Below are 14470 nucleotides of genomic sequence, written 5' to 3'. Positions count from 1 at the left end.
CACTGTAGTCGCACTCGACGACCCGGGGTGGCCCCCATTTCGATCAAGAAGGGACAGCGAGGTGCGGGGGCCGCGGGTAGCGTTCCCGGTCGTGGAAGGTGAGCAGCGCGGCCCGTGGATGCGGCGGAGCACGACCCAGATCACGCAGGGAAAGCGGTTCGCCGCGTATGCCGATGAGGTGACCGATCCGGGCGGCGGGTCCGGGCGGTACGAGTGGGTCGAGACGCCCGATCTGGTGCGGGTCGCCGCGCTGACCGGCGACGGCCGGATCTGGCTGGCCGAGCAGTACCATTACCTGCCCAAGCGCCGGATGCTGCAGGCCGTCGGCGGCGGTGTCGACCCGGGCGAGGAGCCGCAGGTCGCCGCCGCCCGCGAGCTGGCCGAGGAGACCGGGCTGACCGCGGCACGCTGGCGTTCGCTCGGGGCGGTGTGGCCGCTGCCGGGGCTGTCCCCGGCACGGATTCATCTGTTCGCCGCCGAGGACCTGCGGGCAGGGACGGCCCATCCGGAGGCGGCGGAGGCCGACCTCGAGGTGAAGGCGTGGCCGCTGGCCGAGGCGGTCGCCGCCGCCCTGGACGGCCGGATCGGCTGCGCGGCCTCCGCGCAATTGGTGCTGACCGTGGCCGAGGCTCCCGGACGCCGCTGACCGGCATCCGGGAGCATCGACCGGGCTCAGCTCGGTGCGTTGGTGCCGGTCGGCGCGGCCTCGGCGGTGAGGCGCTCGGCCGAGGCGATCACCGCGGCAGGGGTAGGCCCGGTTCCGGGGGCGTGCAGCTTGCCTTCCAGGTCGTACGCAAGCTCGGCATGCTCGACCACGTCGATGCCCGCCGCCTCCTTCTCCGGGGAGAGCCGGAAGCCGATGGTTTTCTGGATCGCGTAAGCGATCGCCAGGGTGACCACGAAGGAGTAGCCGAGCACCGCGAAGGCCGCCACCGCCTGCTTGCCGAGCAGGCCGAAGCCGCCGCCGTAGAAGAGACCGGCCTGACCGCTGGGCGCGTCGGCGGTGCCGAGGAAGCCGACCAGCAGGGTGCCGAGCAGGCCGCCGACCAGGTGCACGCCGATCACGTCGAGCGAGTCGTCGTAGCCGAGGCGGTACTTCAGCGAGATCGCGAGCGGGCAGATCGCACCGGCGATGGCACCGACGAGGAGCGCACCCATCGGGGTGACCGCGCCGCAGGACGGGGTGATCGCGACCAGGCCGGCGATCGCCCCGGACATCGCGCCGAGGGTGGTGGCGTGCCCGTCCCGGAACCGCTCGACCAGCAGCCAGGCCAGCATCGCGCCGCAGGTGGCGTTGAACGTGGTGAGCATGACGACCGAGGCCGAGTTGCCGGCCGCCAGCGCCGAGCCGCCGTTGAAGCCGAACCAGCCGAACCACAGGATGCCGGCGCCCGCCGCGACCAGCGGAAGGCTGTTCGGCCGGGCCTGCTTGGGCCAGCCGACCCGTTTGCCGACCACCAGGATCACCGCGAGGGCGCCGATACCGGCGTTGATGTGCACGGCCGTTCCGCCGGCGAAGTCGACGGCGCCCAGCCTGTTGGCGATCCAGCCACCGGCCACGCTGCCGTCGGCGGAGTCGAACGCGAAGACCCAGTGCGCCACCGGGAAGTAGACCAGGGTGGCCCAGACGCCGGAGAAGAGCAGCCACGGCCCGAACCGGACCCGGTCGGCGATGGCGCCGGCGATCAGCGCGGTGGTGATCACCGCGAAGAGCGCCTGGAAGATCGCGACCGCGGCGGGCGGCAGGGTCGCGGCGTCGTCGCCGGCCACCAGATCGCCGAGTCCCAGATGTTCGGTGAGGTTGCCGAGCAGACCGAGGCCGCCGTACGAGTCACCGAACGCGGCCGAGAAGCCGTAGAAGGTCCAGAGCACGCCGACCACGGCGACCGCACCGAACACCATCATGATCATATTCAGTACGGATCTGGAGCTGACCATGCCGCCGTAGAAGAGCGCCAGGCCGGGAATCATGAGCGCGACAGCCATGCTGCTCGCCAAGACGAATGCGGTGCTTCCGACGTCCAAGGGGATCCCTCGTCTACTCTGAGTGTCCACCGTTTGATGGCAGTAAACAGAGCGACTGTTGCCCGTAGATGTCAGCGGTGCGGCGCCACCGTGTCCGGGAAGGCGATCACCGACAGGAAGCGGATCGGCAGCTCGATCAGGTCGGCCGGGCCGTGCGCGCCCTCGCCGTCCATCTGCAGCGAGTCCCCCGGGGTGAGCCGGTGCACCGAGCGGCCGTGGGCGTAGTCCATCGTGCCCTCCAGCATGTAGATGAACTCGGTGCCGGGGTGCTGGAAGAGCGGGTAGGTGCTGCTCTTCGCGGTCAGCGTGACGTGCAGGCACTCCAGCCGGCGGTGCTCGCCGCGCAGCGACCCGAGCAGCCGGTACTCGTGGCCGGCCTGCGAGCCGTCCCGGACGATCGCGGTGCCCTCGCCGGCCGGGACGAACGACGACGGCCGCTCCTTCTCGGCGCCCCGGAACAGGCTGGTGACCGGCACGTCCAGGCCGCCGGCCAGGGCGGCGAGGGTGCCCAGGCTGCACGACGTCTGGGCGTTCTCGATCTTCGAGAGCATCGCCTTCGAGATGCCGATCCGGGTGGCCAGCTCGGCCACCGTCAGGCCGTACTGGTTGCGCAGCTCGCGGACGTTGCGGCCGATCGCCACCTCCAGCTCGAGCCCGCCGAGCGGCTCGTCGGCCGCCCGTTCGCGAGCGGTACCGGTGTCGTTGCGCAGCAGCGGGCCCTCGGTCACCTGGTCACCCTAGTCAGCCGAGGGCAGCCGGAACTTGGCGGCGGGCCGGGCCCGGCCGGTCGCGGCGTCGGCGATGATCGCGCCGAGCAGCGGGGCGAACTTGGCGCCATGCCCGGAGCAGGGCGAGGCGACGGTCACCGCACCCACCGTGTCGATCACGAAGTTCTCGTCGGCCGTGCAGGTGAACACGCAGGTGGTCTCGGCGTAGGGCTCGGGAATCAAACCCGGCAGATGGCGTACGACGTAGTCCACCAACCGCTGCCGGTTGCCGGGGTCGACGATCCCGTCGTTGGCCGACGCGGACGCGATCTCGGATCCGCCGAAGTACTCGGCGACCTTCTGCCCCCGATGGTCGGCATCCCGGCCGCCCGGCAGGCTGTACGTCGACATGCCGGCCCGCTTGTGCACGAAGGTCGGCCACCGCTGGGCCTCGGCCGGATCCCGGTACGGGAAGTGGAAGGCCTGCTCCTGGCGGACGCGCACCGGAACCGCGGGCATGAGCTCCGGCAGCCAGCCGCCGGCCGCGAGGACCACGTGGTCGACGGTCAGTTCGTCGCCGTCCGCGGAGCGGACCGAGACCCGGCCGCCGCTCTCCACCACGGCGGTGACCGTCCAGTTCTCGTGCACGGTCGCGCCGGCCGCGCGGGCCAGCTCGGTCATCGCGAGGACCGCGGCCTGGGCGTCGATCACGCCGGCCGCGGGGTGCCACAGGACCGGGCCGTCGACCCGGATGCCCGGCCACCGCTCGGCCGCCTCCTCGGCGGCGAGCAGCTCGTGGTCGACGCCGGCCTCGGTCAGCACCCCGGCCAGCTGGTGCGGGTCGCGGACGGCACCGAAGTCGAGGGCGCCCGTCTTCCGGAAGAACGTCGCGCCGGTCGCATCCTCCAACTCGGACCAGTGCTCGCGGGCCTCGACCACCAGCTTCGCGTAGAACGGGTCCGGGTAGGCGTACCGGAAAATGCGTGCCGATCCGTGCGAGCTGCCCTGCGGATTGGCGGGCGTCGCCCGCTCGAGGAGCGTGACCTGCGCGCCGCGCTGAGCCAGCCGCCAGGCCGTCGCCGAACCGGCCAGCCCGGCCCCGACAACGGCGATCCTCACCGCGCGCTCCCCGGAATCCAGTCGGTGCCGGCCAGCGGCACCCGGGCCATCGCGGCCGCCTCGATGGTGACCGCGACCAGGTCCTCCGGTTCGAGGTGGGTGACGTGCGCCTTGCCGCAGGCGCGCGCGACGGTCTGCGCCTCCATGGTGAGAACCCGCAGGTAGTTGGCGAGACGACGGCCACCCTCGACCGGATCGAGCCGGGCGGCCAGCTCCGGGTCCTGGGTGGTGATGCCGGCCGGATCGCGCCCGTCCTGGAAGTCGTCGTAGAAGCCGGCCGCCGAGCCGAGCGCTTCATACTCGGCCGACCAGCGTGGATCGTTGTCGCCGAGGGCGATCAGCGCGGCGGTGCCGATGGCGACCGCGTCCGCGCCGAGCGCCAGGGCCTTCGCGACGTCGGCGCCGGTGCGGATGCCGCCGGAGACGATCAGCTGCACCCCCTTCGCGCCCTGCCGGTGCACGCCGAGCTCCTGCAACGCCTGCACGGCCTGCGGCAGCGCGGCGAGGGTGGGGATGCCGACGTTCTCGATGAACACGTCCTGGGTGGCGGCGGTGCCGCCCTGCATGCCGTCCACCACGACGACGTCGGCGCCGGCGTGCACGGCCAGCTTGACGTCGTAGTACGTACGGCTGGCACCGATCTTGACGTAGATCGGCTTTTCCCAGTCGGTGATCTCGCGCAGCTCCTGGATCTTGATGGTCAGGTCGTCGGGGCCGGTCCAGTCCGGGTGCCGGCTGGCGCTGCGCTGGTCGATGCCCTGCGGCAGGGTGCGCATCGCGGCCACCCGCGCGTTGATCTTCTGACCGAGGAGCATGCCGCCGCCGCCCGGCTTGGCGCCCTGGCCGAGGACGATCTCGATGGCGTCGGCCCGGCGCAGGTCGTCCGGGTTCATGCCGTAGCGCGACGGCAGATATTGGTAGACGAGGTGCTTGGACTGGCCGCGCTCCTCCGGCGTCATGCCGCCGTCGCCGGTGGTGGTGCTCGTCCCCACCTCCGAGGCGCCGCGGCCCAGGGCCTCCTTGGCCTGGGCGGACAGCGCGCCGAAGCTCATTCCGGCGATGGTGACCGGGATGTCGAGGTGGATCGGGTAGGCGGCGTTGCGACCGCCGAGCACGACGTCGGTGCCGCACGCCTCGCGGTAGCCCTCGAGCGGGTAGCGGGACATGCTCGCGCCGAGGAACAGCAGGTCGTCGAAGTGCGGCAGGGCCCGCTTGGCGCCCCAGCCGCGGATGTCGTAGACGCCGGTCGCGGCCGCACGCTGGATGGCGTGGATGGTGGCCCGGTCGAAGGTGGCGGACTCGCGCAAGCCGTCGCTCATCAGTATTCGTTCCCTGCGTGGAAGTGGTACAGCTGCCGCGCGGAGCCGTAGCGGGTGTAGTCGGCGGTGTCGTCGTCGTAGCCGGCCCGCTCCAGGAGCGCGCGCAACTCGGCGTGGTGCTCGTCGCGCATGTCCTTGGCGATGCAGTCGGCCCCGAGCGAGGCGACCTTGCCGCGCACGTAGAGCCGGGCCTCGTAGATCGAGTCGCCGAGCGCCTCGCCCGCGTCGCCGCGCACCACGAGCCGGCCCGCTTGGGCCATAAAGGCGCTCATATGGCCGATGCCACCGCCGACCACGATGTCGACGCCCTTCATCGAGATGCCGCAGCGGGCGGCTGCGTCCCCGGTTACGACCAGTAGGCCGCCGTGCGCGGTGGCACCGGCCGATTGGGAGGCGTTGCCGGTGATGAAAACGGACCCGCTCATCATGTTCTCGGCGACACCGACGCCGGCGTTGCCGTTGATCACGACGTCGGCCAGCTGGTTCATTCCGGCCGCATAGTATCCACAATGTCCATTTATATATACTTTTATCGCTGTACGCAGGCCGGCGGCCACGCTGTGCTTGCCGTGCGGGTTCTGGATCTGCACGGTGCCGGCTTCCAAGCGGTGCAACGTGCGGTTGACCTCGCGGAGCGGCGTCTTTTCCAGGTCGAAGATCATCGGGTCCATGCGTAGATCCGTTCCGGCTCGGGCTCGAAGATGCGCGCCTTTTCGATGCCCGGCAACCCGACCAGCGCCCGATATTCCGACGCCATCGCCACCCACGCATCGGTCTCGGCGATGACCGCCGGCTTGCAGGCGATCGCGTCGCGGACCACGGCGAAAGAGTCGCGATTGGACACCAGCAGCGTGTAAAAACCGTCGAACTGCGCGCACAGATCCTTCAGCGCGGATTCGACATCACGGCCGTCGGCGATTTGCTGCGCGACGAATCGGGCGCCGACCTCGGTGTCGTTCTCGCTGTCGAAAACCACCCCGCGGGCCTTCAGGTGGCGACGAATGGTCGCGTGATTAGCAAAAGATCCATTGTGTACGAGGCATTGGTCCGGCCCGACCGCATAGGGGTGCGCACCACTCGGGGTGACCGCCGACTCGGTCGCCATCCGGGTATGACCGACGCCCTGCCAGCCCTGCGCATGGTCGAGCCCCCAGCCGGCCGCCAGCGCACGTGGGTGCCCGACGTCCTTGAGCACGGTCAGTTCCTCGCCGAACCCGGCGATCAACGCACCCGGCAACTGGCTGCGGACGGCGGCCAGCAGCGCGTCGACCGGCATCGGCGCGTGCACCACATGGGTCGCCCCGAGGCTGATGATCGTGGCCTCGTCGATGGCAAGATCGTCGACCGGGCCGAGAACGGTGACGGTGGCGTGCCCGGGCGGCGACCACACCGGATCGCCGTAGACGGCAACCCCGGCCGAGTCGGCGCCCCGCTCGGACATCTCGCACAGCATGCCGGTCAGCAGCTGACCGAGGCGCGGATAGAGGCTGGGGTCGCGAAGGTGCAGACCAACAATCCCGCACATATCTCGAACTATCCTTTCAGAACGCCTGCAGGTACTGGTCGATCTCCCAGGGCGACACGGCGCTGTGCCAGGCGAAGAACTCGGCCCGCTTGAGCTCGGCGAAGTAGTCGGCGACCCCGCTCCCGGCCGCGTCGAGAACCCCGGTCAGCAGGTCGTCGGCCGTGAACGCCTGCACGGCGTCGAGCAGCGTCAACGGCAGCGGATCGCCCTTGGCCTCGCCCGCGCCGGGCCGGCCCGGATCCAGCGAACGGGCGATGCCGTCCAGGCCGGCGCCGAGGGCGCCCGCGATGGCCAGGTACGGGTTGGCCGAGCCGTCCCCGCCGCGCAGCTCGACCCGCTGGTCGTCGGGGACCCGGATGTAGTGGGTGCGGTCGTTGCCGCCGTAGGTCGCGTGCTTCGGCGACCAGGACGCGCCGGACGCGGTCGACACCGCCCCGGTCCGCTTGTAGGAGTTGACCGTCGGCGCGAGCAGGGCCTGCAGCGCGCACGCGTGCTCCAGCACCCCGGCCACGAACGCGTACGCGGTGGAGGACAGCCCCAGACCCCGGTCGTCCTCGCTCGCCGGGAAGACCTTGTGGTCGCCGGACGTCAGCGACATGTGCAGGTGCAGCCCCGTGCCGGTGCGATCGGCGAACGGCTTGGGCATGAAGGTCGCGGTCATGCCGCGCTGCTCGGCCAGCATGGTCAGCAGGTACCGCAGGGTGATCACCCGGTCGGCGGTGGTGAGCGCGTCGGCGTACGCGAAATTCTGCTCGAACTGCCCGTTGCCGTCCTCGTGATCGTTGGCGTAATTACCCCAGCCGAGCTCGTTCATCGCCGTCGACACCGCGGTCAGGTGCTCGTACATCCGGGTCACGCCGCGGGCGTCGTAGCAGGGCTGGGCGGCGGTGTCGAGCGCGTCGGCCGGCCGCAGGCGACCGTGTTCGTCCCGCTCGACCAGGAAATACTCGACCTCGGCGCCGACCCAGGGCGAGAAGCCGGCCTCGGCCGCGCGGGCCAGCATCGCCTTGAGGATCACCCGCGGCGCGAACTTCCACGGCACCCCGCCGACGTGCGGGTCACAGTGGACGATCGCCAGGCCGGGCTTGAGGAACGGGACCGGGGTGAACGAGGCCACGTCCGGGATCGCCATCAGGTCCGGGTCCTTGGGCTGCTGGCCGATGGCGCCGACGGCGTACCCGGCAAATCCGACGCCTTCGGTGGCGAGCGTTTCCACGGCTTCGACCGGCACGAGCTTGGCGCACGGCTTGCCGCGCAGGTCGACGAAGAGCGCGAGGATGAAGCGGACGTTCGCGGCTTCGGCGAGCCGCGCAAGTTCGGATGCCGGTGACACGTGACCTCCCCCAACATGATTCTGCACAAGAAACTCTGTTTCACAAGAGTGAACACAGCCTCTGTTACAGGGGGAGGCACCGTTCGTTACAAACTCAGCGGAGCAGATAGGCGCCGTAGCGGACCGCATTCGGCAGACGGACCGCGGTCGCCAAGATCAACGATCGATTGAGGTACGCATACCGACCGGCCGGGCTCTCCAGGCGGACCATGAGGCGGAAGTAATAGTCGGCCGGGTCGACCGTTTCGCCGGCGGTGAGCCGCTCGATCACCTCGGGTGGGCCGTGCCGGTAGCCCTGGGTGCTGACGTAGATCAGGCCGCCGTCGCCGGTCGCGAGCGTGTAGCGGGTGTCGATCACCGCGACCCCGTCCGGGCGGATCAGCTGCCAGTCCGCGCCGCCCGGCAAAATCTCGCCGGCCAGCTCCGGCCCGTCGAAGGTGCCGCCGGTGATCGGGATGATCCGGCGGCAGCCGGCCGGGGTCTCGCCCAGTTCCTGGACCGGGCCGAGGGTGATCTCGGCGTCGGCCAGGAACTCGAGCTCGGGCTTCACACCGCCGGCCTCGTGGGCAGGTCGACCCGGGAACGGTGGCTCGGGTCGTGCCGGATCTCCTGGTGCGCCCGGTGCAGGATGCGGGCGGTGCCGGGCGGCTCGTCGCCGCCGGTGTTGCGGGCGTAGCGCGGGTGCGCGCCGGAGCTGATCTGGATCCGGATGCGATGCCCGGCGCGGAACCGGTGCGCGGTCGGCCACAGCGGCACGGTCACCTCGCCCTCCTCGGCATCGGCATCGACCCGCCGGATGCCGTCGCACACCGTCCACGACTTCCCGTCCGGGTGCACGTCGCAGATCCGTACGAAAAGGTCGGTGTTCGCTCGATCGGAGCGCAGCGCGATGGTGGCGACCGGTTCGCCCAGCACCTCGACCGCCTCGGTCAAGGCGACGGAGGTGAAGGTGAGCACGTCGGCCCGGCGCTCGTGCTCGGTGTTGTCCACCGGCCCGGACTTCGGGTCGAGGGCCGGCCCGCCCAGCGCCGGCGTGGGGTCGGCCGGGTCGTAGACGTAGCGGCTGGGCGCGCACACCGGCGCCGGGCCGAGGCCCAGGCCGCCCTCGGGGTGCAGCAGCCACGACGTGCGCACGCCGGGCGGGGGCCACTCGGCGTACCCGCGCCATTCCTCGGCACCGGTGACGTAGACCCGGACCGGGTCGGGCCGGGTGGCCGGACCGCCCATCAGGCGCCGAGTCAGGAAGTTGTGCACCGCGGCCGGGGTGTCGCGCAGCAGCGGCGGGCTCGCGTGACCCCACGGTCCGACGGTCAGCTCCGGCGGGTTGCCGGCCTCGACCAGTTGCCGGTAGGTGCGCAGCTGCCAGGGCAGGAAGATGTCGTACCAGCCGGCGATCATCGAGACCGGCGCGGTGACCTCGGGCACCGCGGCGGTGTGCGACTGGGCCGTCCAGTAGTCGTCGCCCAGGTCGGCGCGGTTGACCCAGTCCTGATACCAGTCGATGGTCGCGCCGGTGGATACCCGGTCGCCCTCGGCCAGCGGGAGGTGGTCGAAAGCCGCGGCCAGCCGCCGGTCGGGCAGGACCTGCCGCAGCGGGGCGGCGAACCGGTCGCGGCGGGCCATCATCGCGCTCCAGCCGAGTGCGTTGCGCAGCGAGAAAGCGCCGTTGTCCCAGGTGACCGCGCCGAAGTCGGGCATCGTGACCTGTAGGCACATGGCGTCCGGCTGCGTTTTGCCGGCGACCGCCCATTGGGTGTAGCCGAGGTAGCTCATGCCGGTGGTGACGAGCCGCCCGGTGAACCACGGCTGGGCTCGCACCCACTCGTGCGTGTCGATGCCGTCGGACTGCTCGTTCAGCTGCGGGGTGAAGACGCCGCCGCTGCCGGCCGTGCCCCGGCAGCTCTGCGAGAAGACCGGGAAGCCCTGCTCGGCCAGCAGCCGGCAGATCGGTGCGCCGATGCCGGCCCGGCCGTACGGGCTTCTGATAAGGACGGTCGGAGCTTTTTGGGTGTTCGTTAAAAATGGTAGATAGAGGTCGCCCAGCAGCAGCGTTCCGTCGCTCATCGGCACCTCGATGTTGCGGCGGACCTCGTAGCGGTGGGTGGCCGGCGGCATCCCCGGGAACGCCTTGTGCAGCAGCAGGCTGGTGAGTCGCCGGAGCATGTCAGCGCACCCCGCGGATCGGCAGGATGAACAGCGCGCTGACCACCGCGGCGCCCACGCCCGCCACGAACAGCGCGGTGTACGAGCCGAGCGCGAGCAGCGCGGGCGCGGCGGCCGGGACGATCATCACCGGCAGGCTGTTGGCCAGGTTCATCACGCCGAGGTCCTTGCCCGGGTTGGCCGGGTCCGGCAGCACCTCGGTGACCAGGGCGAAGTCGACCGCGAAGTAGACCCCCTGGCCGAGGCCCAGCACGCCGATCGCCAGGAAGAAGGCGGGGATGCTGGTCGCCACGGTGACCATGGCGAGCCCGGCCGCGAAGATCAGCGCCGCGACGATGACGAACGGTTTGCGCCGGCCGATCCGGTCGGAGATCTTGCCGGCGATCGGCGCGAAGATCAGCGAGACGGCGGTGAGGATGAGCGTCGCGAGGAAGATCGTGGTGCCCACCGTGGCCTGGTCGACGTGCTGCACGTCGATCAGATAGAAGGCCTGGTACGCGTTGACCGCGGCCACGCCGAGGAAGATGAACAGCCGGCTGAACCAGGCGAGCCCGAAGCTGGGGAACCGGACCGGGTTGACCCAGAAGGTGCCCAGCCCGATCTTGACCTGGTCTTTTTCCCGGGGCTGCGGGCTGTCCGTCAGCACCAGACTCAGCAAAACCAGGGCCAGCACCGCGACCCCGGCCGGGAGCAGGATCATCGCGGCCAGGTGCGGCTGCACCAGCTGAGCAAGGAAGAGTCCGAGGACCGCACCGATCGGCGCGCCGAGACCGACCATGCTGGACGGTGTGCCGCGGTGCTCCGGCGCGTACTGGTCCGGCACGATCGCCGAGGCCGCCACGGTCGCGGCCACGCAGCCGGTGCCGACGATCACGAACGCGACGGTGAGCAGCGCGGTGTTCGGTGCGACGACCACCAGCACCGAGCCGGCCCCGATCAGCGCGGCCCCGGCGAGCAGGTAGGGCCGGCGCCGGCCGAGCCGGGAGGTGGTCCGGTCACTGAGCCGCCCGATCAGCGGGTAGGCCACCAGCGAGGTCAGGCCGCCGACGGCCACCACGATCGACAGGATCGTGGTCGACCGGTCCGGATCGATCTGCTCGGCCTTCAGGGCCAGGGTCAGGATCGAGTCGGCCAGCAGGGTGCCGGTGGTCGCCGCGATCGCGAAGAGAAAGAAGAAGTAGAAGTGGCCACGGGGGTTGCGCCACTCGACGGAGGCGGCGTCCGGGGGTACGGCGGGGGCAAGGCTCACGGGGGCTCCTGGGTCCGCTCCGGTGTGGTGCGGCTCACGCTAGAAGTTAAAAACCTAAGACACAAGGTTTCCGGCGTGAAAACCTAAGATTGCAGGTTTTCACTCAGCGAGAGCCCGGTATACGGTGAGAGCCGTGCGGGAAGACAGGGAGCGCGGCAGCTACTCGGTCGGCCGCGCGCGCCGCGAGTTGATCATCGATGTGGCGATCGCCAACTTCGCGGAGTTGGGCTACACACAGACGTCGATGGCCAAGATCGCGCAAGACGCGGGCCTGACCGGCCCCGGCTTGACGCACCACTTCCCCACCAAGAAACACCTGCTGGTGGCGGTCGCCGAACGCCGCTTCCACATGCTGCTCCAGCTGGCCCAGCAGGCGCCGGAGGACACCGACGGCACCGGCCCGCTACGGCAGATGATCTGGCTGGCCGGCCTCCTGCACGCCCAGCCCGGCATGATCGAGCTGTTCGTGCAGGTCACCGCCGAGGCCGCCGACCCGACAAGCGCCGCCCACGACCTCTACCTGGCCCGCTACCAACGGGTGGTCGACGAGTTGACCGCCGGCTTCCGCAAGGGCGTAGAGGCCGGCCACCTGCGCGCCGACCTCGACTACGACGGCCTGGCGCGCGAGTGCATCGCGGTCGCCGACGGCCTGCAGTTGCAGTGGGTGCTCACCGGCGGCCGCATCGACCTGCTCGGCCTGATCCGCAACCACCTGGAACGACTGGCCCCCGCCATCCTGATCTCGGGACGCACGGTCGACCTCTCCGCCGAGATCAGCCCAGCCAGGCGGTAAACCGCTCCACTGTACGAATCGCGGCCGCCCCACCGGGCTCGTTCAAATAGCCGTGCGCGGTCCCGCGTTCCCGGACCACGGTGACATCAACACCGGCCAGCGCCAGCTCCGCGGCGAAACCTTCACCGGACTTGCGCAGCCGGTCCGCTTCCGCATTGATGATGTACGCCGGGGGAAGTCCACGCAGGTCATGCCCCGCCGGATAGACATACGGATCGTCGAGCGACCCACCGGCGTAGTTGTCGTTGATGGCCTTCATCGCCGCCGACGGAAACGTCAGGAACGCCGGCATCCCCGCCAGCATCTCCTTCAATTCCGCATCCACAGCCGGAACCTCGTTGTGCAGAACCGGATAGACGAGCAACACCGAAGCCGGCCGTACGCCACCCCGGCCCCGCAGCCGCATGGCCGCACTGGCGGCCAGGTTGCCACCCGCGCTGGCGCCGCCCACCGAGACCCGCCCAGGTTCCGCACCAAGTGCCGCCGCATTGGCCACGGCCCAGTCAAAAGCGGCCGCGACCTGCAACGACGCCACCGGAAACCGAGCCCGCGGCGCGTCGGAGGCAGGCAGCGGCGGCAGCGGCGCATCCGGCCCCACCCCACCCGGCGGCAGCAGAGCCGGAATCGCATCGAGCGGCGCCAGCGTGTAATCCACCGACACCACCGCGACCCCACGCTCGGCCAGCTCACGCCCGACTTGATCGGCCTCAGGCATATCAAGGTCACCAAACATGAACGCACCACCGTGCATCCAGACCAGCACGGCCCCGCCAGGAGCCTCCGGCCGATAGGTCCGAACCCGAAACGCATGCCCGCCGGCGTCGAGCGCAACCTCGTCGATCTTCACCGCATCAGAGTAACCACCAAAACCTTGTACACAAGGTTTTGGTCGACCTCAGTCCGTGCTGAGCCCGCTCAACACAACAAAGGCCACCACGACCAGCGCAGCCGCAGACCACCAGGGCACCGGGGCAAGCCCGGAGTCCTTGGTGACCCAGGCAGCGATGGTCGACCCCAGGGCAACGAGCGGAATGACCGGCAACAGCCAGGCGAGATAGACCCGCCGCGGAAGAGGTTGGGGCACTTGGTCAGTCAGAAGCGCAACGACACCAAGAACAAGCGCGGCAAAGAGCACAACAACGGTGACGGTGGTGCTGAGCCCCAGCCACCCGTCGGCCCCGGCCCAGTGCAGAACAAGCCACACCAGACCGACCGGAACAACCATCAACCCGAGCAGGGCAAACCCACACCCGCTCCCACTCCCCCGCCGATCAGCCACAGCCGAGGATTCTTCACGCGATCGAGCCACGAGTCTGTCGTGAACTAGTCCTTCAGGAGCTGGCGGGCCATCACGATGCGCTGGACCTGGTTTGGTGCCCTCGTAGATCTGGGTGACCTCGGAGTGACAAATCCCAGCCAGCAGCAACCAGCAACGACCGCGGCGAGGATGGCGCGGTCGTGGACCGCTCGTCCGTGGCGGGGCAGGTTGCGGGCTGGAATCGGTGGGCGTCGACGTGTGCCTTTCTCGCCAGCAGAGTGGTACCGCATCCGGTACAAGTCCAGGGGGAATCGTGACGGCGGCTATCAGTGCGAGCGAGGCGCGTAAGTCCCTGTTCCCGCTCATCGAGCGGGTCAACGAGGACCACACGCCGATCGAGATCGTCTCCAGGCGGGGCAAAGCGGTGCTGGTCAGCAAGGAGGACTGGGACGCGATCATGGAGACCAACTATCTGCTCCGCTCGCCCGCCAACGCCAAGCACCTCATGGAGAGCGTCGAGCAGTGGCGGGCCGGCCGCACCACCGAACGCGACCTGGTGGACCCAGAGGCGTGAAACTCAGCTGGACCGATCGAGCCTGGGACGACTACCTGTACTGGCAGACCCAGGACCGTAAGACCCTCAAACGCATCAACGCACTAATCGCCGACATCAAACGCGACCCCGACGGGCCCGGCATCGGCAAACCAGAACTCCTTCGCAACAACCTCGCCGGCCTCCGATCACGTCGCATCGACGATGAACACCACCTGGCCTACGCGGTCGAGCCGAAAGAGATCACGATCATTTCGTGCCGCTACCACTACGAATGAGTACCGAGTGTGGTGGTCCTGTCCGCGAGCGTCAGTCAGTGAGCGATTCTCTGAGATGAAATACTTTCCTATTTTGCTGTTGGCCAACTTGGGTGGCCTGGGCTGTCGGTGTCGGTGCTGGTGTGGACGTCATGTGCGAGAGTGTCAA

The 14470-nt window shown here is 69.7% G+C and carries 16 protein-coding genes; 4 read left to right on the top strand and 12 right to left on the bottom strand.

Annotation, left to right across the window (positions count from 1 at the left end; all coding sequences use genetic code 11):
- The first annotated feature begins 91 nt into the window (after positions 1–91).
- Complete coding sequence (locus Adu01nite_RS47860; protein WP_239132529.1) at positions 92–646, top strand: NUDIX domain-containing protein; 555 nt, start codon at positions 92–94, stop codon at positions 644–646.
- A 26-nt stretch (positions 647–672) separates the two neighbouring features.
- On the opposite strand, the gene Adu01nite_RS19115 is transcribed toward Adu01nite_RS47860, so the two are convergent.
- The 10 genes from Adu01nite_RS19115 to Adu01nite_RS19070 all read right to left on the bottom strand — a co-directional run bounded on the left by Adu01nite_RS19115 (position 673) and on the right by Adu01nite_RS19070 (position 11440).
- On the bottom strand, positions 673–1986 hold the full coding sequence (locus Adu01nite_RS19115; protein WP_203728259.1) for an ammonium transporter: 1314 nt from the start codon (positions 1984–1986) through the stop codon (positions 673–675).
- 110 nt (positions 1987–2096) lie between these two features.
- Positions 2097–2753 carry a helix-turn-helix domain-containing protein gene (locus tag Adu01nite_RS19110; protein WP_203728258.1) on the bottom strand — a complete coding sequence of 219 codons (657 nt, stop codon included), beginning with the start codon at positions 2751–2753 and terminating at the stop codon, positions 2097–2099.
- A gap of 9 nt (positions 2754–2762) precedes the next feature.
- Entirely contained in the window at positions 2763–3851 is a 1089-nt protein-coding gene (locus Adu01nite_RS19105; protein WP_203728257.1) for an FAD-dependent oxidoreductase, read from the bottom strand.
- Complete coding sequence (locus Adu01nite_RS19100; protein ID WP_203728256.1) at positions 3848–5170, bottom strand: FMN-binding glutamate synthase family protein; 1323 nt, start codon at positions 5168–5170, stop codon at positions 3848–3850. The genes Adu01nite_RS19105 and Adu01nite_RS19100 overlap by 4 nt, the downstream gene beginning before the upstream one ends.
- On the bottom strand, positions 5170–5841 hold the full coding sequence (locus tag Adu01nite_RS19095; RefSeq protein ID WP_203728255.1) for a protein glxC: 672 nt from the start codon (positions 5839–5841) through the stop codon (positions 5170–5172). The genes Adu01nite_RS19100 and Adu01nite_RS19095 overlap by 1 nt, the downstream gene beginning before the upstream one ends.
- The gene (locus Adu01nite_RS19090; protein WP_203728254.1) at positions 5829–6560 is read right to left on the bottom strand and encodes a class II glutamine amidotransferase domain-containing protein; all 732 of its coding nucleotides are present in this window, start codon (positions 6558–6560) and stop codon (positions 5829–5831) included. The genes Adu01nite_RS19095 and Adu01nite_RS19090 overlap by 13 nt, the downstream gene beginning before the upstream one ends.
- Positions 6561–6711: 151 nt before the next feature.
- Positions 6712–8028, bottom strand: a complete 1317-nt coding sequence (gene glnT, locus Adu01nite_RS19085; RefSeq protein ID WP_239132528.1) for a type III glutamate--ammonia ligase — start codon at positions 8026–8028, stop codon at positions 6712–6714.
- A 94-nt stretch (positions 8029–8122) separates the two neighbouring features.
- Positions 8123–8578: a DUF3237 domain-containing protein gene (locus Adu01nite_RS19080; RefSeq protein WP_203728252.1), complete on the bottom strand. Its 456-nt coding sequence runs from the start codon at positions 8576–8578 to the stop codon at positions 8123–8125.
- Positions 8575–10191 carry a CocE/NonD family hydrolase gene (locus tag Adu01nite_RS19075; RefSeq protein WP_203728251.1) on the bottom strand — a complete coding sequence of 539 codons (1617 nt, stop codon included), beginning with the start codon at positions 10189–10191 and terminating at the stop codon, positions 8575–8577. Before Adu01nite_RS19075 ends, Adu01nite_RS19080 begins: the two co-directional genes overlap by 4 nt.
- 1 nt (position 10192) lies before the next feature.
- A complete protein-coding gene (locus tag Adu01nite_RS19070) occupies positions 10193–11440 on the bottom strand; it encodes an MFS transporter (protein WP_203728250.1) in 1248 nt (415 codons plus the stop codon).
- 133 nt (positions 11441–11573) lie between these two features.
- Here Adu01nite_RS19070 and Adu01nite_RS19065 point away from each other — a divergent pair, with 133 nt between their 5' ends.
- On the top strand, positions 11574–12233 hold the full coding sequence (locus tag Adu01nite_RS19065; RefSeq protein WP_203728249.1) for a TetR/AcrR family transcriptional regulator: 660 nt from the start codon (positions 11574–11576) through the stop codon (positions 12231–12233).
- On the opposite strand, the gene Adu01nite_RS19060 is transcribed toward Adu01nite_RS19065, so the two are convergent.
- Together Adu01nite_RS19060 and Adu01nite_RS19055 are read right to left on the bottom strand one after the other, a co-directional pair.
- Entirely contained in the window at positions 12214–13080 is an 867-nt protein-coding gene (locus Adu01nite_RS19060; protein ID WP_203728248.1) for an alpha/beta hydrolase fold domain-containing protein, read from the bottom strand. The genes Adu01nite_RS19065 and Adu01nite_RS19060 overlap by 20 nt on opposite strands.
- A gap of 48 nt (positions 13081–13128) precedes the next feature.
- Positions 13129–13458: a hypothetical protein gene (locus Adu01nite_RS19055; protein ID WP_203728247.1), complete on the bottom strand. Its 330-nt coding sequence runs from the start codon at positions 13456–13458 to the stop codon at positions 13129–13131.
- 346 nt (positions 13459–13804) lie between these two features.
- On the opposite strand from Adu01nite_RS19055, the gene Adu01nite_RS19050 reads away from it, so the two are divergent.
- Positions 13805–14065: a type II toxin-antitoxin system Phd/YefM family antitoxin gene (locus tag Adu01nite_RS19050; protein WP_203728246.1), complete on the top strand. Its 261-nt coding sequence runs from the start codon at positions 13805–13807 to the stop codon at positions 14063–14065.
- Positions 14062–14322 carry a Txe/YoeB family addiction module toxin gene (locus Adu01nite_RS19045; protein ID WP_203728245.1) on the top strand — a complete coding sequence of 87 codons (261 nt, stop codon included), beginning with the start codon at positions 14062–14064 and terminating at the stop codon, positions 14320–14322. Before Adu01nite_RS19050 ends, Adu01nite_RS19045 begins: the two co-directional genes overlap by 4 nt.
- The last annotated feature ends 148 nt before the right edge of the window (positions 14323–14470 follow it).

This window comes from Paractinoplanes durhamensis (genome assembly GCF_016862175.1).
Taxonomy (GTDB): domain Bacteria; phylum Actinomycetota; class Actinomycetes; order Mycobacteriales; family Micromonosporaceae; genus Actinoplanes; species Actinoplanes durhamensis.
Note: the sequence above shows the minus strand (reverse complement) of the source record. Positions and strands in the feature narration are given on the sequence as shown.

Coding starts and splice junctions, on each gene's coding strand:
- Adu01nite_RS19115 (WP_203728259.1), bottom strand. CDS start 1,986: ATGGCTGTCGCGCTCATGATTCCCGGCCTGGCGCTCTTCTACGGCGGC.
- Adu01nite_RS19100 (WP_203728256.1), bottom strand. CDS start 5,170: ATGAGCGACGGCTTGCGCGAGTCCGCCACCTTCGACCGGGCCACCATC.
- Adu01nite_RS19095 (WP_203728255.1), bottom strand. CDS start 5,841: ATGGACCCGATGATCTTCGACCTGGAAAAGACGCCGCTCCGCGAGGTC.
- Adu01nite_RS19075 (WP_203728251.1), bottom strand. CDS start 10,191: ATGCTCCGGCGACTCACCAGCCTGCTGCTGCACAAGGCGTTCCCGGGG.
- Adu01nite_RS19055 (WP_203728247.1), bottom strand. CDS start 13,458: ATGGTTGTTCCGGTCGGTCTGGTGTGGCTTGTTCTGCACTGGGCCGGG.